Origin of the sequence: Tardiphaga sp. 866_E4_N1_4 (assembly GCF_052076075.1) — a bacterium.
Lineage (GTDB): Bacteria > Pseudomonadota > Alphaproteobacteria > Rhizobiales > Xanthobacteraceae > Tardiphaga > Tardiphaga robiniae.
On the sequence record NZ_CP197242.1, the window covers coordinates 5,722,228 to 5,741,634 of the forward strand.

The window sequence follows — 19,407 nt, forward strand, 5'->3', positions numbered from 1 at the left end:
ATAACAATAGATCTCCCGCCATTGCAGACCGTGCTGCCGATGTCGCTGTCTCGGCTCCGACGGTGGTCGGACGCGGCTTCATGACCTACGAGCGCTACGACATCGCGATCATTCGCGCGGACGATGAGACGTTGCGGCAGCAGCGCGACGTGTTGCGCGCGAGCAAGGTGGCAGCAGTAATTCCCATCGATCTGGAGCGCGGCAAGATCGTGCTGATTCACCAGTTCCGTTTACCGGCGCATCTGGCGACGGGGCGCGGTGAGATGGTCGAGATCGTCGCCGGGCGGATCGATGGGGATGAAACGCCGCTCGCCGCCGCTGCGCGAGAATGCGCGGAAGAGATCGGCGTAACGCCGCAGCGTTTGTTTGAACTCTATAGCCTGCTGCCGACGCCAGGCTGCACCGACGAATATATCACGTTCTTTCTCGGCTTCGTCGACAGCAGCAAGGTGCCTGTTCGGGGCGGCCTCGTCGGAGAGACTGAGGATACGCGGCCCTTCGTGGTCTCCATCCACGACGCGATCGCGGCGCTGGATAGCGGTGTAATTCACAATGGCCTAATGGTGAGTGCCCTACAGTGGTTGGCGCTACATCGTGACCGACTGCAGGACTACTACGAGCGCGCGGTGCCTAGTCCAGCCGTTTGATGCTCGTGACATTGCTGCCGGCCGCCCTGATCCGCGCAATGGCGCCTTTCGTGTCCTCGATGGCCGTTGCCATGTGATGCGCATTGGCATGCACGATGGTGTCGGCATCGCGGGCAATGGCGACGTGGCCCTTCCAGAAAATCAGATCGCCGCGCTTCAGATGCTGCATCTCGGCGTCTGACAAGGCGCGGCCGAGGCCGCTCTCCTGCATGTCGCTGTCGCGGGGGCATCCGGTTCCCGCGGCGGTCAGTGCGATTTGCACCAGCCCGGAGCAATCGATACCGAGGCTGCTCTTGCCGCCCCATAGATAGGGCGTGCCGACGAAGTGCTCGGCCACGGCAACGAAATCGTTTTCGAACGCATCGATCTCCGCGACATGCCGCCTCGGAACACAATGTCCAGCATTCGTCATCGCAAACGCATCTGTCATCTTGACGATGGCCAGGCGCGCGCCCAGCGGCAGCGTATCTGTCGGCGGCAGCTTGATCGAGGGCCCAGGAAAAAGGAACGTCCGGAGCGCGGTCACATTGTGTGTCGGTGTCGGCCCGGGTGGATAGAGTGCGAGATCCGAGAGCCAGCCGACATAGCCGTCGCCATTGAGTTGGCCCCAGGCCCAGCCTTCGTCGTTGCGATCGTAGACGGTGAAGCGCTCGCCCTTCAAGGCCTGCGTATTCATTTCTGCGCCGGAGAATGGTTGGAGCCGCATGGAGGCGACACCATCGGCAACCTCGAATTCTTCGCCGTCGACGAAACGTGCGGCCTCGACCTGACCTTCAAGATATCGCGCGGCCACGTCTGGCCGCGCGGGTGTGAGCCTGGGGTCGCGTTTATCCATAGCGTTGGCTCAATAGCTGATAGATTGCGCGTGCCGCCTGGCATTCGCCGCCTTCGGGGCGCGCTGGCTTCGCCGATGGCGTCCAGCCATAGATATCAACATGCAGCCAGCTCTTCGCAGCTTCGACGAAACGCTGCAGGAATAGCGCGCATGTGATTGAGCCGGCAAAACCGCCGGATGGTGCGTTGTTGATATTGGCGACCTTGGAGTCGAGCCAGGCATCGTAGGGCGCCCAGAGCGGCAGTCGCCAGAGCGGATCGTTCTGCTCCTTCGCACAGCGCGCAACGTCGAGCGCCAGCGTTTCGTCATTGGTGTAGTAGGGCGGCAAATCTGGACCAAGCGCTACGCGTGCAGCGCCGGTCAGCGTGCCCAGATCGACCAGCAGGTCCGGCTTCTCCTCATCGGCATAGGCTAGCGCATCGGCCAGCACCAGGCGACCTTCGGCGTCTGTATTTCCGATTTCGACCGTCGGACCCTTGCGCGATTTGAAAATATCGAGCGGACGAAAGGCATTGCCGGCCACGGCGTTCTCGACAGCAGGGATCAGCACGCGCAACCGCACTTTCAGCTTGGCGTCCATTACCATCAGCGCCAGCGCGAGAACATTAGCTGCACCGCCCATATCCTTCTTCATGATCAGCATGCCGCTCGATGGCTTGAGATCGAGGCCGCCCGTGTCGAAGCAAACGCCTTTGCCGACCAGCGTCACCTTGGGATGCGACGGATCACCCCAGGAGAAATCGATCAATCGTGGCGCGCGCGTCGAGGCCATGCCCACGGCGTGGATCAACGGAAAATTCTGTTGTACGAGGTCGTCGCCCACGATGCAGTTGAAGTCTGCACCAAAACGCGCGGCGAGATCCCTGGCGGCCGCGGCGAGTTCTTCCGGTCCCATATCGTTCGACGGCGTATTGATGAGATCGCGCGCCAGTGCTGCGGCCTCGGCGATACGGCTGATCTCGGCGACATCGACGCCCTCAGGCGGCACCAGCTTCACCTTGGGCTCATCATTCTTGCGATAACGGCCGAAACGATAGCTGCCGAGGGCGAAAGCGAGCACGGCGAGGCGGGTGTCGTGCGGTGCGTTGGCGAAACGGTAGGTGCCCGGTGGCAGCAGGCCGGGCAATTGCCCCGGGCGGAACAGGTCGCGGAAGGTCGCGCCGTCGTCTTCCAGCCCGAAGATGACCTGGGCGATTGCGCCATCTTCCGTCGGCAGCGCTAGCCAGGCGCCGGGTTTCGCCGCAAAACCGTTGGCCGCGGCGAAAGCTTTCGCGGGTGCGGGGAGTGCTGCGCTGATTTCGGGCCAGGTTGTCTTGGTCGCGAAGGTGATCGGAATGGTGGATGCGGCGGCAGCGGTCTCGAAGGCGGAATGCATATGCAGAATCTCGCGAAAGGGAGCGGCAATGACACCTGAAGCGCAAAGGGCGTCAAGCGACGGTATTGGAGGATATGGCGTGGCCCGCGCCGATTAACCAGCCATTAGGGTTAACACTCTATTGCTGAAGGCATCCGGCTCGTCCGTCCGCTCCATTGTTGAGTCAAAGTGCCATGCGTCAGCCCCCTTGTCTTGCCCGGCTTTTGACGACCGCGGCAATGACGGCAATCCTGGCCACCGGCCTTGCTGGCTGCAAGACCGCGGGCATGTCCGATATCACCGGTTCCCTTGGCGCTCGGGCGGAAGCACCAGCCGATGCCGATCCCGCCCGTGCGGCCGAAGTCTATGGCGAACGCTATCGCGCCAATCCCAAGGATGCTGACGCTGCCCTGCGTTACGGCCAGGCGCTCCGGGCCAACGGCCAGCGGGCCCAGGCCGTTTCGGTGTTCGAACAGGCGACGCTGACGAATCCCGGCAACAGGCCGCTGCTGGCAGGCTACGGCCGCGCGCTGGCCGACGCCGGCAGCTTCCAGCGCGCCTTCGATGTGCTGACCACCGCACATAGCCCAGCCAATCCGGACTGGCGTATCCTGTCGGCACAAGGCGCCGTCCTTGACCAGATGGGGAGGCATGACGAAGCCCGCCGTTACTACGACAGCGCGCTGAAGATCAGGCCGGAGGAGCCGTCCGTGCTCTCCAATCTCGGTCTGTCCTACATGCTTTCGAAGGATCTGCCGCAGGCCGAGGCAACGCTGCGCCGCGCGCAGGGCCGCGGCAATGTCGATCCGCGCGTTCGCCAGAATCTCGGTCTCGTGGTTGGCCTGCAAGGCCGGTTCGGTGAAGCGGAATCCATCGTGAGGGCTGACCTGCCGCCAGACGAAGCAGCGGCGAATGTCGCCTATCTCAAGCAGATGCTGAGCAGTAAAGGTCAGCCCCGCCTGGGCGCCCGGGACGACGACGCACCGCGTCGGTCGTAATTTCTCGCAGGTCAAATTTCGCAATGACGCTGAGCAAGGCCAAGCTCACCGGCGTCACTGCATCGCTGCGACCTTGATGCCCGTTGGGCCGAGAATGACGACGAACAGAACCGGCAGGAAGAACAGGATCATCGGCACCGTCAGCTTCGGCGGCAACGCGGCGGCCTTCTTCTCGGCTTCGTTCATGCGCATGTCGCGGTTTTCCTGCGCCATCACGCGAAGGCTCTGACCGAGCGGAGTGCCGTAGCGTTCCGACTGCATCAGCGCCAGACAGACTGATTTGACGCCCTCCAATCCGGTACGCTTTGCGAGGTTCTCATATGCAACCTTGCGATCCTGCAGATAGGACAGTTCGGCCGTGGTCAGTGTGAATTCCTCGGCCAGCGCCACCGACTGCGTTCCGATCTCGATGGACACGCGGCGAAACGCGACTTCGATGGACATGCCGGATTCGATACAGATCAGCAGCAGATCGAGTGCATCTGGAAATGCGCGGCGGATCGAAAGCTGGCGTTTGGTGATTGCATTCTTGAGAAAGATCATCGGCGCCTGCAGGCCAAGATAGGCGGCGCCGAGGCACATGCCGATCTTGATGGGCATCGACTGTTCCATGCGCGAGATGACGAATACATAGAGGATCGCGAAGACGAGGAACACGATCGGCGTGACGGCGCGGAAGAACAGGAAGGTGATATAGGGCGCTTGGCCGCGATAGCCGGCCATGACCAGCTTGTCGAGCGCGGCTTCCTGCGCCAGCCATTTGCTGAGGTTGAAGTCGGTCACAACCTTGGAGACGAGTTGCTTCGGCGTCTGGCGCAGCGACACTCTCTCGCCTTTCGCCATGCGGTCCCGCTCGCGCTGCCGCAGCCGCTCCCGTTCGCTGGCGACCGCTTTCATTCGCTTGGCGAGGCCATCGCCGGCGAATAGCGGCGTCAGCAGGCTGTAGGCCGTTGCCGCAACCGCGATCGCGGCCAGCAGCATCGTCATGAAACGGATGTCGTGAAGCTTTGCTATCAGGAGATCGAGCATGCCAGCACCATCAGAAGTCGAAGTTGATCATGCGCTTCATGACGTAGATGCCGCAGGACATCCAGACCACGCAGGCCGCCAGCATCAGGCGGCCTGTCGGATGGGTCCACAGCAGCGAAATATATTCAGGCGTGCTGAGATAGACGAGCAACATCACGATCGGCGGCAGCGAGCCGATGATGCCGGCGGACGCCTTGGCTTCCATCGACATGGCCTGGATTTTCTCGGCCATCTTCTTGCGGTCGCGCAGCACCTTGGAGAGGTTGCCGAGAGCTTCCGAGAGGTTGCCGCCCGATTTTTGCTGGATCGCGATGACGATGCCGAAGAAGTTGGCTTCCGGAAGCGGCATGCGCTCATAGAGTCGTGCACAAGCCTCGCCGAGCGGCATACCTATGGTCTGAGTTTCGATGATGGCAAGAAATTCGCTGCGTAGGGGTTCCGACGCGTCGGCGGCGACAACCTTGATCGAGTCGAATAGCGGCAGACCGGCCTTGATACCGCGAACGATGACGTCGACGGCATCTGGAAGCGCTTTGAGGAAGGCCGCCTCGCGCCGCTTCTTGAGAAAGCTGAGGATCCAGCGCGGCAGGCCGAAGCCCGCGGCGAATCCGAGACCGGCGGCTGCGAGCAGACCGCCGCCAAACATCATAGTCATCAGGAAGCTTCCGCCCCCCAGAACGCCGGAGATCACCATGAATTTCTGGTCGCTCCAGTCGAGTCCGGCCTGCGCGATCCGGATTCCGAGCGGGATCTTCTTTTCCTTCTGAAGGCGTGCTTCGACTTCCTTGAGCGATCCTTCGACCTGCTCGCGCCGGGAGCGCTGGTTTTTGTCGACCTGGCGCGCCACGGGCTCCGTCCGCGCGACCGATGCACGGCGCGCTTCGGCCATCTTCTCGCCGGACAACAGCGGATAGAGAAAAACCCAAGCCAGACCGCCAACGGCGATACTGGCCATGAATGCCAATGCGAGCGCCTGCATGTTCATCATTCGCTCCTCAGTTCGGCGCTATGACTTCGGCAGCATCGAGCGCCGCCGCGAGCCGCTTCTCCTCGCCGTAATAGCGGGCACGATCCCAGAACCGCGGGCGGCCAATGCCGGTCGAGCGGTGCCGTCCGATGATGTTGCCGTTGGCGTCTTCGCCGACCATGTCGTAGACGAACAGGTCCTGCGTAATGATGGTGTCGCCTTCCATGCCCATCACCTCGGTGATGTGCGTGATGCGGCGCGAGCCGTCGCGTAGACGGGCGGCCTGTACGATGACGTCGATCGACGCGCAGATCATTTCGCGAATGGTGCGCGAGGGCAGCGAGAAGCCACCCATGGTGATCATGGATTCGCAGCGCGACAGCGCTTCACGCGGATTGTTGGCGTGCAGGGTGCCCATCGAGCCGTCATGGCCGGTATTCATCGCCTGTAACAGGTCGAATGCCTCGGGTCCGCGGACTTCGCCGACGATGATCCGCTCCGGACGCATACGCAGACAGTTACGCACCAGTTCGCGCATCGTGACCTGGCCTTCGCCCTCGATGTTCGGCGGCCGGGTTTCGAGCCGCACCACGTGGGGCTGCTGCAGCTGAAGTTCAGCGGCGTCTTCGCAGGTGATGATGCGCTCGTCGTCGTCGATATAGTTGGTGAGGCAGTTCAGCAGCGTGGTCTTGCCCGAACCGGTACCGCCGGAGATCAGCACGTTGGCGCGGCAGCGGCCGATGATCTGAAGGATCTGGGCGCCGTCCGGCGAGATCGCGCCGAATTTGACCAGCTGCTCGAGCGTCAGCTTGTCCTTCTTGAATTTACGAATCGTCAGCGCAGGACCATCGATGGCCAGCGGCGGCACGATGGCGTTGACGCGCGAACCGTCGGCAAGACGAGCGTCGCAGATCGGTGAGGATTCATCGACGCGGCGGCCGACCTGGCTGACGATGCGCTGGCAGATATTCAGCAGCTGCTGATTGTCGCGGAAACGGATGCCGGTCTTCTGGATCTTGCCGGCGACTTCGATGAACACCGTGCCGGCGCCATTGACCATGATGTCGGCGATGTCGTCGCGCGCCAGAAGCGGCTCGAGCGGCCCGTAACCGAGCACGTCGTTGCAGATGTCGTCGAGCAGTTCTTCCTGCTCGGCAATGGACATCACGATGTTCTTGATCGCGATGATCTCGTTGACGATGTCGCGGATTTCCTCGCGCGCGGATTCGCCGTCGAGCTTGGCGAGCTGCGCGAGGTCGATCGCCTCGATCAGGGCGCCGAAAATCGTCGCTTTGACCTGATAGTAATTTTCGGAGCGGCGCTCTGCGATGACGGGGGCAGGTGCGGCGCGAGCGGGTGACAGCGGCGGCGATGACACAGCTGGTGGCGCAGACGCAGCCATCGCGCCGGGAGAGGGCTCCGGCGCGCTGGCGGGCTTGACGGCCCGGACATCGGTATCTGTTCCGCTACGCTTACCAAACACGACAACACTCCATGCGGTGAATTACTTCGACCGCAATTTCTCCAGGAACGGACCCAGGAAGGATCCTCGTGGCTTCTTGGCCTCGCCGCGGCCCGTCAGCCGCTGCGCAATTTGCAGAAAGAGTTCGGTGGTGCGATGGCCGGCCGCAATCTCGGCAATCATCTGACCATTGTTGGCGGCCGAGCCGAACATCTGTGGATCGAACGGGATCGTGACGATCGGCGGTGTCTCGATGGCCTTGGCGAATTCGCTGGCGCTGATTTCGGGCCGCTTTGGAACGCCGACCTGATTGAGGCAGTACAGCGGTGCGCGATCATTGGGACGTGAGGCCTTGATCAGATCGTACATGTTCTTGGTATTGCGCAGGTTGGCGAGATCCGGTGCTGCAACGATCAGGATGTCGTCCGCGCCGATCAGGGCCCGCTTGGTCCAGCCCGACCATTGATGCGGCACGTCGAGCACGATGCAGGGCATTGTCGACCGTAGCGTGTCAAAGATCGAGTCGAAGGCCTCGGCGCCAAAGTCGTAGACGCGGTCCAGTGTGGCAGGGGCAGCCAGCAGACTAAGATGGTCGGTGCACTTCGACAACAGTCGGTCGATGAAGGCGGTATCGACACGATCCGGCGAGAACACCGCGTCCGCGATGCCTTGCGGCGGGTCCTGGTTGTAGTCCAGCCCGGCAGTTCCAAAGGCAAGATCGAGGTCGGCGACAACGGAGTCCAGTGCCAGATCGCGCGCGATCGCCCAGGCGATGTTGTGAGCGATGGTGGACGCGCCGACGCCGCCCTTGGCGCCGACCACGGCAATGATACGGCCGACCGCCTTGGCTTCCGGCGCCGAGAACAGTCCGCAGATCGAACGAACGACGTCGATAGTCGCAACAGGCGCGATCACGTAGTCGCTGACGCCGCGACGAACGAGCTCGCGGTAGAGCGTGACATCGTTGACCTTGCCGATCACCACCACGCGGGTACCGGAATCGCAAACCGTCGCCAGTTGATCAAGGCCAGCGAGAATGTCGCCGCGCGGTTCGGTCTCGAGAACAATGACGTTCGGCGTCGGTGCCGACCGATAGGCCTCGATGGCCGCAGGCATGCCGCCCATCTGGATCTTGATGTGAGCCTTGCCCAGGCGCCTGTCCTCGGCGGCGGCCTGCACAGCGGCAGCGGTTTCCACGGTCTCGCAGAACGCCTGCACCGACACCCGCGGTGCCGGCGCAATATGCTCCTCTGCCGCGGGTGTTGCGGCGGAGGGCTGCTCGTCTGCGGTTTTCTGCGCGTAGCTAATCATTGGCCCACATTGCTGATTCTGGTCTTGTCTTCGGGATAGGTCGTCGCGGTGCTCTCACCCTTGCGATACTTGTCCAACACGAACGTACGTCGGCCGGCATAGACAGGGGTTTCGGCGCGCGGCTGAACCAGATCCGAAGGATTGGCGACCATGGCGGCGAGATTGCGTTGTTGTGCACAGCCGAGATTGTAGTACGGCTTGTTCGCGAGATAGCCCTTGTTCTTGATCGACGACGCAAGGTCGTCGGGCCAGGTGCCGCACGGACCGGCCGAAGCCGCGATCAGCGGGTAGCTGACGCGGATGGTCGGCAACATACGCGGATCGCTCGGCTGATAGCTGCGCATCAGGACGCCGTTCTGGGGCACGCCAATCGCCATCAGAAGCGAATGAACCTCACGATAAGACTCTCTGGCGGCGCGTGCATTCGGTGTATTGACCGGCACCTCCGCAGTGATGACGCCGGTGCCTTCGCGCAACCAGTCCTGACCGAGCGATACGACATCCGCGCGCTGTGTGGCCGACAGGCCGCCGCGCTGGCTACCGACGAAGACCTCGGTGGTCTTGGCCCGTTCTTCGACAACGATGGGATGCCGCAGCCGGTAATCGTCCGGTATGCTCGACGTGGTGTCCTGCGCAACGGTCTTGCAGCCGCCAAGCGCAAGCGCCAGGAACAGCAGCGCGCCAGTGGCGGTCCGTGTGCGCGAAGAGTGTATCGCTGTGTGGTTGTTCATGGTCATCGGATACTTGCCCCGTCTCAATCCGTGATGAAGCCGAAAACGCCGCGATAGCTGCGCGTCGGTTGGGTCGGCTCGGTGCGGTGCGGTGCGCCATAGATGCGGTTGACGTTGCCGAGCAGATCGGCCTGCGGATCGGATGCATCCACGAAGCCGTCATCCGGACGCGAGAGATCCTTCTGCGCGACGGCGCGGACCACATAGGGCGTGACCAGGACCATCAACTCGGTGTTGTTGTTGACGTAATCCCGGCTGCGGAACAGCGTGCCCAGCACAGGCAATTGCGACATGCCCGGCAGGCCGCTGATGGCCGCTTTGGTCTGCTGCTTGATAAGGCCGGCCATTACCATCGAACCGCCGGACGGAATCTCGAGCGTGGTGTCCGCACGGTTGACCTTGATCGCCGGGATCGACGTTCCGCTGATCGTGACGGAATTTTCCTGCGATAGCTCGGAGACTTCGGTGCCGACACGGAGGCTGATACGACCTTCGCTCAGAACCACCGGCGTAAAGCCCAGCGAAATACCGAATTTCTTGAAGGTGATCTGCGTCGTACAGATCCGTGTCGTGGGATCGCAGGTATTGCCGCCGGGGACCGGGAATTCACCGCCCGCAAGGAAATTGGCGGTCTCGCCGGAGATCGCGGTCAGCGTGGGCTCGGCGAGCGTCCGGATGACGCCGGCGTTTTCCATCGCTTTCAGCGTCGCCGTGACGGATGGCGTCGATCCGAAGGATGCCTTGAGGGCATTATCGGAGACCAGGCTGCTGCCGCGCGCCGTGAACGGGTTGCTATTGTTGAAGTTGACGACGGACGTGCCGTAGCTCATCGATGCCGACAGATCGACGCCGAGCTGCTTGACGATGTTGCGCTGGACTTCCGCAACGGTGACCTTGAGCATGACCTGATCACGCCCGCGCACCGAGATGCTGTTCACGACCTTGTCCATGCCGCCGACGAGGCGCGCCGCGAGGTCCGCGGCCTGCTGCGCTTCGACCTGGCTCGATGCCGTACCCGACAGCATCACGCTATCGCCGAGACCTTCGATGCGAATATCGGCATTGGGCATGGTCTGCTTGAGCGCGGCCCGAATACCGTTCAGGTCGCGCGTGACGGCGATATCATAGGCGGCGATCTGCTGGCCGCTGACGTCGAAGAATACGATGTTGGTCTGGCCTACGGTCGCACCGATGATGTAGGCGCGCTGCGCCGAACGTATGACGGCGTTGGCGATCTTGGGATCGGCGACCAGCACATCCTTGATGTCGCGCGGCAGGTCGATGACGATCGACTTGCCGATGCCGAGCGGCAGGAATTTCGCGTTCAAGGCGGCGGCGCTGCCGGCTTGCATGGACGCGGAGTCGGCCGCGAAAACTGGCGTCAATACGGGATTGATCGTGAGCGCCGTGATGGCGGTGAGCGACAGCGCGCGGGCTGCAAGGGCCCGCATCGATCCGCCTGTTGTGATGCGCTTCATCGCCTGCGTCCTCTCGATCACTTCGTTATGGTCGCGGTCGACGGGATGCCGTAACGCACGATGTTAATGCTGTCGCGCTTGCCGCCATTGGGATCTTCAACCGGCGCAGGTGCGTTGGCGTCGACCAGGGCCCGCAATGCCAGCGAGATCGTGCCGCTCTGCCGCGCGCGGGCGAGCAACTCGGCCTGTTCGGGCTTCAATTCGAGCGTTGCGGTCTTGCCGACGACCGAATTCTGACCGTCCTTTTCCTTGGGCGCCTGATCGATGGCGAGAACGCGGATATTGTTCAGGATGATCTCGGAGCTTATGGCCTCCGTGCCGCCGCGATCACCGCCGCGTTCGCGCTTCGACAGGATCACGTCGACGCGGTCGTTTGGCAGAATGAAGCCGCCGGCGCCCGTTTCCGGCGAAATTTCGGTGGAGACGGCACGCATGCCGGTCGGCAGAACGGCGGCCATAAAGCCAGCGCCATTGGCGCGTACCAGTTTCGGTTCACGGATCGGTTCGCCGGCAATAAAGGCCGAACGCGCGATGGAGCCGGCGATTTGCGTCGCCGCGTCCGGGCGGCTGTTACGGCTGATGACGTTAGTGCTCGCCGCTGATGCGGGCCAGGACTGCCACTGGACATCATCGGGACCGAGCGCCTGGCCGAGCGCGATATCGGCCTTGGCAACGAGAACGTCAGTTGTCGGGGCCTCGGCGACCTGAGGGGGCGGCGGTGTGTCCGATGTGCTCGCAAGATATAGCGCCACACTGCCAGCGCCGAGTGCAATGGCGAGGACCACAATGCGTGCGGTATTCATACGCTTCACTTTCCACATTACGCCGCGACGCTGCCGCCGCTGTAACGGGAGTTGACCAGTTATTCGTCAAAGCATGGTTAATGAGCGGTATCTAAATCGCGTTAATAGAAAGTTCCGATTTTAGTGAAGCGCGAAACGCGCCAGGTCGATCGTCTTCACCCATCCGGTGTCGGGGTAAACGAGCAGCGCGCCGAGGGCGAGGGCAATACCGTAGGGGATGCCGGTTTCCTTGTGATGCAGACGCATCAGCCAGGCCTGGCTGCCGAGCGCATAGGGCAGCGGCCACTGCCGGAACTGGAGCAGCAGCAACGTGAGCGCGCCGCCGAACAGCGAGGCGTAAACGAGGTAGTTCAGGAGATGATCGAAGCCGAACCACAGTCCTGCCGCCGCGGCGAGCTTGGCATCGCCGCCGCCGACCCAGCCGAACGCGAAACAGGCGAAAGCGACCACCAGCACCAATGCCCCCGCGCCGAGATGCGACATCGCATCGTGAAGACCCATTCCGCCGAAGATCGCCAATACGGCGAAGCCCGCCACCAGCAGCAGCGAGATGCGGTTCGAAATGGTCATCGTGAAAAGGTCGCTGATCGCCGCATAGGCCATCAGGCCCGGGAGCAACAGAAGGCGTACTAAATCGAGGATCATGGCGTCAAAGGCCCGTTGTGGCGACGACGGAAAACCTAGCCAGCAGAAATGAACAATCGGAAAACAAGAAATGATTTACCAAACGCTGGCGATGCGGATCGCGACCGCAATCAGGGCGAGGATCAGCGCCGCGCAGACCAGGCTTGCCGGATCGCGCAGCGTGCGCTGAACCCCCTGCAGGACAGAGTGGGGAATGTCGGGATGTCTCATACGCACAACACTCGCGACGACCGGTGAACAACCTTCCGAAACAAAAAAGGCTCCGGAAACCGGAGCCTTAGATGCACGCCTACCCGCCGCTTACTTGAGCGAGGTGTTGATGTCGGTGAACTTGCCGTTCAGCTTGGTGCCGAGGCCGTTAACGACCGCGATGATGGCCAGCGAGATGCCGGCAGCAATCAGGCCGTATTCGATAGCGGTGGCGCCGGATTCATCCTTGATAAAACGCGAAACGAGGTTCTTCATAATATAAAACTCCATATGTGCACGTGGCTGTCGATCGTGATGCCTGGTCTCCCCGGCGTTCTCAGCACCGTGACCATGAGGGAACACTAGGAGTGGGGAATTGCAGTGCGGTTAATTCGATTGATGAAAGTCGGTCGCATTTGTCTCTTCTTTTGCACGGTAAATACCTACTTAAGGCGATTTTAGAATGACTTGGGTTTGATGACACCACGCGTGTCCTTTCGCTTCATTGCTCCTTAAGCATACCGCGGTAACTCTTGGCCTTCGAATACCGCGAGGCCGCGATGACGACACTCCCCTTCGATATCCTGAATATGTTCGGTGAGACCATCATGAAGGTGGTCCCGATCACACTGGCTCTGGCCGTGGTCTTTACGGTGCTGACGCATTTCTGGGCCTGCAATCCCGGCAAGCACTGGTGGCGAAAGACGGAGATCGTGACCGACGTGGTCTACTGGTTCTTCGTGCCGTTGATCACCCGCGTCGTGCGAATCGGACTCCTCGTGCTCGGTGCTGCCGTCGTCTTCAATATTCACGATGCCGATGAGCTGATCGCCTTCTACGACAACGGCCACGGGCCGTTGGCGCAGATGCCGCTCTGGGTACAGGCGCTCTTCTTCCTCGTGGTGTCCGACTTCATGCTGTACTGGCTGCACCGGATGTATCACGGCGGCGGCTTCTGGAAATACCACGCGATCCATCACTCATCGGAAGAGGTGGACTGGATCTCCGCGGCACGGTTTCATCCGGTCAATCTGTTTCTCGGCACCGTCGCGGTCGATGTGCTGCTATTGATGGCGGGTATCTCGCCGAACATCATGCTGTGGGTCGGACCGTTCACGACCTTCCACTCGGCTTTCGTGCACGCCAATCTGAACTGGACCCTCGGACCGTTCAAATATGTGCTGGCGACGCCGGTGTTTCACCGCTGGCACCACACGTCGCTAGAGCGCGGCGGCAACACCAATTTCGCCGGCACGTTTCCGATCTGGGACATCATGTTCGGTACCTTCCGCATGCCGGCGGGTGAGCTGCCGGACAATTACGGTGTCGACGGTGAGCCGTTGCCGACCGAATTCACCGGCCAACTCGTCTATCCGTTCAAGCAGTAGGGCGCTCTCTTCTTTTCCCTCTCCCGAGCGCGGCGGGGGTCTGGTGGACGAATTCGTCCGCCAGACCCCGCCGCGCATTGCTACGCAATGCTTGAGGGAGGGAGACTCCTGTGCGCCGTTGCTGATGTGAATTTCAAACAGCCAGTGCTTTTCAGACATGCGTCATCACCCCAATTGTTTGCGGCGCGGGGGCGCCGTCGTTGCTTGCATTCCCGCCCCCTGAGAGAGGGCGTGCGGAACGCCGGGTGCCCGTTGCACCCTTGGGCCTGATGCGATGCGGTCTTCCGCAATCTAGAGTGCATCAGGACTTTCGGATGCGCCGAGCAAGTGCCCGACGTTCCGCATGCGGTGTTTTTTCGGTTGCTTGCGCTTCGCCATGGCGAACGATCCCATCACCAAAATTACAGTCCCAAGGCGAAGGGACAGGGTGCCTCAAGCGAGTAAGCCGAACGCGTTTTGACTTGGTCGTCCGTCACACTGTCCGGGGGTCTTTCCATCCGAAGGCCGGCCGTCTCCTTGCCAGTGGCAGTGCTGGCGCAGATCCGTCCTGCCCGAAGACAGACGTCCCCCATGAACCGCGTGACGCCGCATCTCCGGCGTCCACCGCATCCCACCCCGCGAACGTGACGATCGCGATCGCCCCTCTCGGTGGGGCAGGACGGAAGGGAATATAAACCTGATGGGGATACTGTCAATAAGATAGGAAAAAATATTTAGTGACCCAAGCTGTCATTCCGGGGCGTGGCCGGCACTTGCCGGACGCGAACCCGGAATCTCGGCATGTTTTGCGCCAAACACTCCGAGATTCCGGGTTCGCATTGCAGCGGTGTTGCCGCTTTCATGCGCCCTCAGGCAAACCAATTGGTTTGCCGGGGAATGACAGTCAATCAAGGCTTCTTAAGCCGGGACAGCGTCCATCATGCACCCCGCCACCGCCGTTTCCAGTTCCTTCATCAATTAACGGCACATTTGCCATGTCGGGCGCCGGCACCGCTGCGTATCTGCTTTTGTCGGCTTGTATCGTCCCGGAGTACAGGATGTCGTTTCAGTCAAAGCGCGCGCGTATGCGTGCGGTGTTTGTGGCCCGTGCCTTGGTGGCAGGGACCATGCTGTTGCCGGCGGGCGGTCTTGCGGCGCCTGCAGACGATATGATCGCGGTCAGCGTCGATCAGGCCAAGCTCGTCAAATTTCCTGAGAAGATCGCCACCATCGTGGTCGGCAACCCCCTGATTGCAGATGTGACACTGCAGCCCGGCGGCATGGTCGTGGTGACCGGAAAGGGCTATGGCGCCACCAATGTGATCGCAATGGATCGTACGGGCGCTGTCCTGATGGATCGGCTGGTTCAGGTCGAAGGTCCGACCGACAAACTCGTCACCGTCTATCGTGGTGTCGAGCGTGAGACTTACACCTGTACGCCTGAATGTCAGCGACGCGTGAGGCTGGGTGACGGTGAGACCTTCTTCAGATCCGCGATCGGGCAGGCCGGGACTCTCAGTACTCAGGCCATAACGGCAGGAAATGCCGCCAGGCTCAACAACTGACCTGTGATCTCGTAAACGCGCAAATGGTGCCGCATCCCATGCGGTATCGTTCAGCGGAGACATGGTCAACAGCGGGTTAACCCATCGAGCCGTCTTGTCTCGATCCGGCGAAACACTTCAACAATCTGTTTCCGATACATCTCGGCGGTAGTTACTTCCTTCTCGCTGAGGCATTGCAGATGCTGCTACCATTGATTTCGATGGCGACGCTCGCCAAGCGGCTCCGCCGCTTCGGTCGCAACAGCAGTGGCTCGGCCGCGGTCGAATTCGCATTCATCGCGCCGATCTTCTTCGCGCTGATCTTCGCGATCATGGAAACCGCCATGGTGTTCTTCGGCGGTCAGGTGTTGGAGACCGCCATACAGGATGGCTCCCGACTTTTCTATACGAGCCAGGCACCGAGCCAGGCAGACTTCAATACCGTCATTTGCGCGCGCGTTTCCGTACTGATGGATTGCACCAAGATCGGGACCGACGTGCGTTCCTACAATCCGGGCACGGCGATCACCATTGCGGATCCGATCGACAGTAGCGGAAATTATGCTGGCACCAAGCTCACCTGGCAGCCGCCGACGAACACAAACCAGACCGTCGTGACCCGCGGGTTTTATCAATGGCCGCTCTACGTGACCGGCCTAGGCTACAACATCGCTAATATCGGTCGCGGAACGACGAGCAGCAAGCGCCTGCTGGCCGCGACAGCGGCTACCGGGCCGCAGTGATGGCAGGGATCAAGACAATGCGTGTACGTATGGCAGCACTGGCAGCCTGGCGACGGGCCTTGCTGTTGCGAGACGACACGAGAGGCGTATCCGCGGTCGAGTTCGCGATGATCCTCCCGCTGATGTTCCTGATGTTCTTCGGCATGCTGGATGTTTCCAACGGTTTTGCCGTCGATCGCAAGGTCAGCCAGATCTCACAGGGGCTGGCCGATCTTGCGTCGCGCTACACGACGCTGGCGGAAACCGATGTCTCGAATTTCTTCATCATCGCCGATGCGATGCTGACGCCTTATGACAAGACGCAGCTCACGGCGTCGATCAGTCAGGTGTATATCGATCCGTCGACCAAGATCGCCAAGGTGGTGTGGACGCGCGGCGATTTTCCCACGGGGAAAGTGAATGGCAATGTTGTGGTCAGGAAAGTGAATGACATCGTATCGGTTCCCACCAATCTGATCGTCAAGGACGCCAACGGGAACTATGTGGCAAACCAGTATCTGATCCTCGGCGAGGTCAACTATACATACGTGCCGACGATTGGCTGGGTCGTGCCGAAGGGCGGGCTCACGCTGTCCGATGCGATGTACACGCGACCGCGGCAAACGTCGTGCGTCGTGATGGTGACGAGCTGCACGCCGTAATTTGCGATCATGCGCTGCGTATTTGTAGTTGCAGCCAACTATCGTCGATCCACTTTTCCGGATCATGCTTCAGCAAAAAGGCCGCGCTCGAGAGCGCGGCCTTTTCGTATTCAGTCGATCAATGCGCAAGCATCAAGCTTGCGAATGATCGTTTAGCCTGCGGCGCGGAGATTGTCGGCCGACGACTTGCCGGAACGACGGTCAGCAACGATTTCGTAGCTGATCTTCTGGCCTTCACGCAGGGTGCCGAGACCGGCACGCTCAACGGCGCTGATGTGAACGAACACGTCGTTGCCACCATCGTCCGGCTGAATGAAGCCGAAGCCCTTGGTCGCGTTAAACCACTTCACTGTTCCCATGCTCATGGGGGTAGTCCCTTCTCAAAGATATAGTGTAGCCCACGAAACAGATGTGGGCTGGTGACATCGAATTTTTGGAAGGGTCGTCAGTCTAGACCGGCTGCACCGGGGGATAGATAATGTCGTCCGGCCGAAAATCGATTAACTCATATTAGGGGAAGCGCCCCCTCAAAACAATCCTGACGCGCACGATTTTTTGATTGCGCACGAACGGTCAGGAACGCTTACCCATCCGCGCATCGCGAGTGATCCGATGCGCGGATGGGTTGTCGTTGCGATTTTAAACTGTCGACAGTTTAAGCGCTGGATGCGCTTAGCGGCGACGGAACTGACCGCGCGGCGGTGCGCCGCGCGGAGGACCGCCGGGACGCTCGTCCTTGTGGCGGAAAATCAGACGACCCTTTTCGAGATCGTAGGGCGACATCTCGATGGTCACGCGATCGCCGGCCAGCGTCTTGATGCGGTTCTTCTTCATCTTGCCGGCGGTGTAGGCGACGATTTCGTGTCCTGCGTCCAATTGCACGCGATAGCGTGCATCGGGGAGGATTTCGGTCACCAGTCCTTCGAACTGGATCAGCTCTTCTTTGGCCATTGTTAGCTCCAGATCGATCGGCTGTTAGCGTGGCCGCTGGGTGCGGTTCGGGGTTGTATTCGGTCGGCTTTCGCGGTGCAGGAAGGCAACGCCCTGCATCCCTTCTTTAGTCGCAGTTCCAGCCTGGTTGGCCGGACGTGAGATCGGCTCATGCCGTGCATTCTCGTGTCTCGCATTCTCGTTCCGACCATGATCGCGGTTCGGCTGCGATGCGCCGCCGTTGCCGCCATGGGGACGACGACGATTGCGCGCGTTCTTGCCGGGCGCTCCGTCATTGCTGCGTGGTGCGTGCGGGGCGGAGCGACCGTTGCGCTGACCGCCACGGTTCTGGGAAGGCGACGGCCCCACGTCGTTGCGGCCTGGGGTGCGGCGGTCTTCCTTCGGAAGCGAAATGCGGATCAGCTTTTCAATATCGCGCAGATACGCCATTTCCTCGCCCGCGCAAAGCGAGATTGCGATGCCTTCGCGTCCGGCACGGGCCGTACGGCCGATTCGGTGGACGTAGGTTTCCGGAATATTCGGCAGGTCGAAGTTCACCACATGGGTGATGCCGTCGACGTCGATGCCGCGGGCGGCGATGTCGGTGGCCACCAAAGTGCGGATTTCGCCGGTGCGGAACTGGGCCAGCGTGCGCTCGCGGTGGTTCTGCGACTTGTTGCCGTGGATCGCGGCAGCGGCGATGCCGGCGCGCTCGAGCCCCTTCACGACCTTGTCGGCGCCGTGCTTGGTGCGGGTGAACACAAGGGCGCGGTCAACTGTCTCGGTCTTGAGGATCTGAGCGAGGATCGTCGGCTTGGCGGAGTGATCGACCAGCATGATCCGCTGGCTGATGCGCTCCACGGTGGAGGCCACCGGGGTCACCGCGACGCGGGCCGGATCCCTGAGCATTGCTTCGGCAAGATCGGCGATATCCTTCGGCATGGTGGCCGAGAAGAACAGCGTCTGGCGCTTGATCGGGAGCTTGGCGACGACTTTGCGGATGTCGTTGATGAAGCCCATATCGAGCATGCGGTCGGCTTCGTCGAGCACCAGGAACTCAACCATGTTGAGCTTGAGGCCGTTGCTCTGCACGAGGTCGAGCAGGCGGCCCGGGGTGGCGACGAGGACGTCGACGCCCTGCATCAGCGAACGGACCTGACGGCCCATCGGCACGCCGCCAATGGCCAGCGCCGATGCGAGGTGCATATGGCGCCCATAGGCGTTGAACGAGTCGAGGATCTGGCCGGAGAGTTCGCGGGTCGGGCTCAGCACCAGCACGCGGCAGGTCTTGGGCTGCGGCTTGATGCGGTTCTCGAGCAGGCGGTGAAGGATGGGAAGCGCGAAGGAAGCGGTCTTGCCGGTGCCGGTCTGGGCGATACCGATCACATCCTTGCCGGTGATGGCAATCGGGATGGTCTGGGCCTGGATCGGGGTCGGGGTGGTGTAGTTTTCTTCTTTAAGCGCACGGGTGATGGGATCGGCGAGGCCGAATTCCTGAAAGGTGGTCAAAAGATTAATCTTTCCAAAGTGAAAGCAGGCGCCCGGCCATGATTCAAAGACCATTGGGCCAGGGAGCGCGCGAGTGTGTCTGGGACACCCGCGTGTTTGGGGCGTCAGTTCTGGTTAGCTGAAGGGGCAAGCCAGAAACCGTCGAACTGCCCTGAGGAGATCAGAGTAAAGACGGGATCAGAACACGCGGCTCGCAAGGACCTGATGATTCTCTAGGTCGTTCG

Annotated in this window: 21 protein-coding genes; 6 read left to right on the top strand and 15 right to left on the bottom strand. The window is 61.3% G+C overall.

Annotated features, from left to right (window positions below; all coding sequences use genetic code 11):
- Positions 1-80 precede the first annotated feature (80 nt).
- Complete coding sequence (locus AB8B20_RS27560) at positions 81-647, top strand: NUDIX domain-containing protein (RefSeq protein WP_338053861.1); 567 nt, start codon at positions 81-83, stop codon at positions 645-647.
- Here AB8B20_RS27560 and AB8B20_RS27565 read toward each other — a convergent pair.
- Complete coding sequence (locus tag AB8B20_RS27565) at positions 631-1,482, bottom strand: C40 family peptidase (RefSeq protein WP_439073905.1); 852 nt, start codon at positions 1,480-1,482, stop codon at positions 631-633. The two genes, AB8B20_RS27560 and AB8B20_RS27565, sit on opposite strands and share 17 nt — an antisense overlap.
- Positions 1,475-2,857 (bottom strand): leucyl aminopeptidase family protein, encoded by a 1,383-nt coding sequence (locus AB8B20_RS27570; RefSeq protein WP_439073904.1) that lies wholly within the window; start codon positions 2,855-2,857, stop codon positions 1,475-1,477. The genes AB8B20_RS27565 and AB8B20_RS27570 overlap by 8 nt, the downstream gene beginning before the upstream one ends.
- A gap of 173 nt (positions 2,858-3,030) precedes the next feature.
- Here AB8B20_RS27570 and AB8B20_RS27575 point away from each other — a divergent pair, with 173 nt between their 5' ends.
- Complete coding sequence (locus AB8B20_RS27575) at positions 3,031-3,834, top strand: tetratricopeptide repeat protein (protein WP_439073903.1); 804 nt, start codon at positions 3,031-3,033, stop codon at positions 3,832-3,834.
- 54 nt (positions 3,835-3,888) lie between these two features.
- Here AB8B20_RS27575 and AB8B20_RS27580 read toward each other — a convergent pair whose 3' ends face one another.
- The 10 genes from AB8B20_RS27580 to AB8B20_RS27625 form a co-directional block, all read right to left on the bottom strand.
- Entirely contained in the window at positions 3,889-4,863 is a 975-nt protein-coding gene (locus AB8B20_RS27580) for a type II secretion system F family protein (protein WP_089261544.1), read from the bottom strand.
- Positions 4,864-4,873: 10 nt separating this feature from the next.
- Positions 4,874-5,848: a type II secretion system F family protein gene (locus AB8B20_RS27585; RefSeq protein WP_439073902.1), complete on the bottom strand. Its 975-nt coding sequence runs from the start codon at positions 5,846-5,848 to the stop codon at positions 4,874-4,876.
- Between the two features lie 10 nt (positions 5,849-5,858).
- Positions 5,859-7,313 carry a CpaF family protein gene (locus tag AB8B20_RS27590; protein ID WP_093759229.1) on the bottom strand — a complete coding sequence of 485 codons (1,455 nt, stop codon included), beginning with the start codon at positions 7,311-7,313 and terminating at the stop codon, positions 5,859-5,861.
- A 21-nt stretch (positions 7,314-7,334) separates the two neighbouring features.
- On the bottom strand, positions 7,335-8,603 hold the full coding sequence (locus AB8B20_RS27595) for an AAA family ATPase (RefSeq protein ID WP_093759228.1): 1,269 nt from the start codon (positions 8,601-8,603) through the stop codon (positions 7,335-7,337).
- A complete protein-coding gene (locus tag AB8B20_RS27600; protein WP_439074070.1) occupies positions 8,600-9,334 on the bottom strand; it encodes a CpaD family pilus assembly protein in 735 nt (244 codons plus the stop codon). The genes AB8B20_RS27595 and AB8B20_RS27600 overlap by 4 nt, the downstream gene beginning before the upstream one ends.
- Before the next feature lie 23 nt (positions 9,335-9,357).
- The gene (locus AB8B20_RS27605) at positions 9,358-10,812 is read right to left on the bottom strand and encodes a type II and III secretion system protein family protein (protein WP_439073901.1); all 1,455 of its coding nucleotides are present in this window, start codon (positions 10,810-10,812) and stop codon (positions 9,358-9,360) included.
- A 17-nt stretch (positions 10,813-10,829) separates the two neighbouring features.
- Positions 10,830-11,615, bottom strand: a complete 786-nt coding sequence (gene cpaB / locus AB8B20_RS27610; RefSeq protein ID WP_439073900.1) for a Flp pilus assembly protein CpaB — start codon at positions 11,613-11,615, stop codon at positions 10,830-10,832.
- Positions 11,616-11,735: 120 nt separating this feature from the next.
- On the bottom strand, positions 11,736-12,260 hold the full coding sequence (locus AB8B20_RS27615; RefSeq protein ID WP_093759225.1) for an A24 family peptidase: 525 nt from the start codon (positions 12,258-12,260) through the stop codon (positions 11,736-11,738).
- Positions 12,261-12,335: 75 nt separating this feature from the next.
- Complete coding sequence (locus tag AB8B20_RS27620) at positions 12,336-12,470, bottom strand: hypothetical protein (protein ID WP_439073899.1); 135 nt, start codon at positions 12,468-12,470, stop codon at positions 12,336-12,338.
- Positions 12,471-12,560: 90 nt separating this feature from the next.
- Positions 12,561-12,725, bottom strand: a complete 165-nt coding sequence (locus AB8B20_RS27625; RefSeq protein ID WP_439073898.1) for a Flp family type IVb pilin — start codon at positions 12,723-12,725, stop codon at positions 12,561-12,563.
- Positions 12,726-13,009: 284 nt separating this feature from the next.
- Here AB8B20_RS27625 and AB8B20_RS27630 point away from each other — a divergent pair, with 284 nt between their 5' ends.
- The 4 genes from AB8B20_RS27630 (at position 13,010) to AB8B20_RS27645 (ending at position 16,744) form a co-directional block, all read left to right on the top strand.
- Entirely contained in the window at positions 13,010-13,837 is an 828-nt protein-coding gene (locus AB8B20_RS27630) for a sterol desaturase family protein (RefSeq protein ID WP_439073897.1), read from the top strand.
- A gap of 1,037 nt (positions 13,838-14,874) precedes the next feature.
- A complete protein-coding gene (locus AB8B20_RS27635) occupies positions 14,875-15,381 on the top strand; it encodes a pilus assembly protein N-terminal domain-containing protein (RefSeq protein WP_439073896.1) in 507 nt (168 codons plus the stop codon).
- Positions 15,382-15,560: 179 nt separating this feature from the next.
- Complete coding sequence (locus AB8B20_RS27640; RefSeq protein WP_439073895.1) at positions 15,561-16,103, top strand: TadE/TadG family type IV pilus assembly protein; 543 nt, start codon at positions 15,561-15,563, stop codon at positions 16,101-16,103.
- Positions 16,104-16,120: 17 nt separating this feature from the next.
- Complete coding sequence (locus AB8B20_RS27645) at positions 16,121-16,744, top strand: TadE/TadG family type IV pilus assembly protein (RefSeq protein WP_439073894.1); 624 nt, start codon at positions 16,121-16,123, stop codon at positions 16,742-16,744.
- Positions 16,745-16,896: 152 nt separating this feature from the next.
- On the opposite strand, the gene AB8B20_RS27650 is transcribed toward AB8B20_RS27645, so the two are convergent.
- From AB8B20_RS27650 to AB8B20_RS27660, 3 genes are all read right to left on the bottom strand, one after another.
- Positions 16,897-17,109, bottom strand: coding sequence for a cold-shock protein (locus AB8B20_RS27650; RefSeq protein ID WP_011474122.1), 213 nt, complete (start codon positions 17,107-17,109; stop codon positions 16,897-16,899).
- Between the two features lie 307 nt (positions 17,110-17,416).
- Positions 17,417-17,695: a translation initiation factor IF-1 gene (gene infA, locus AB8B20_RS27655; protein ID WP_068733922.1), complete on the bottom strand. Its 279-nt coding sequence runs from the start codon at positions 17,693-17,695 to the stop codon at positions 17,417-17,419.
- Positions 17,696-17,719: 24 nt separating this feature from the next.
- Positions 17,720-19,237, bottom strand: coding sequence for a DEAD/DEAH box helicase (locus tag AB8B20_RS27660; protein WP_439073893.1), 1,518 nt, complete (start codon positions 19,235-19,237; stop codon positions 17,720-17,722).
- Positions 19,238-19,407 lie beyond the last annotated feature (170 nt).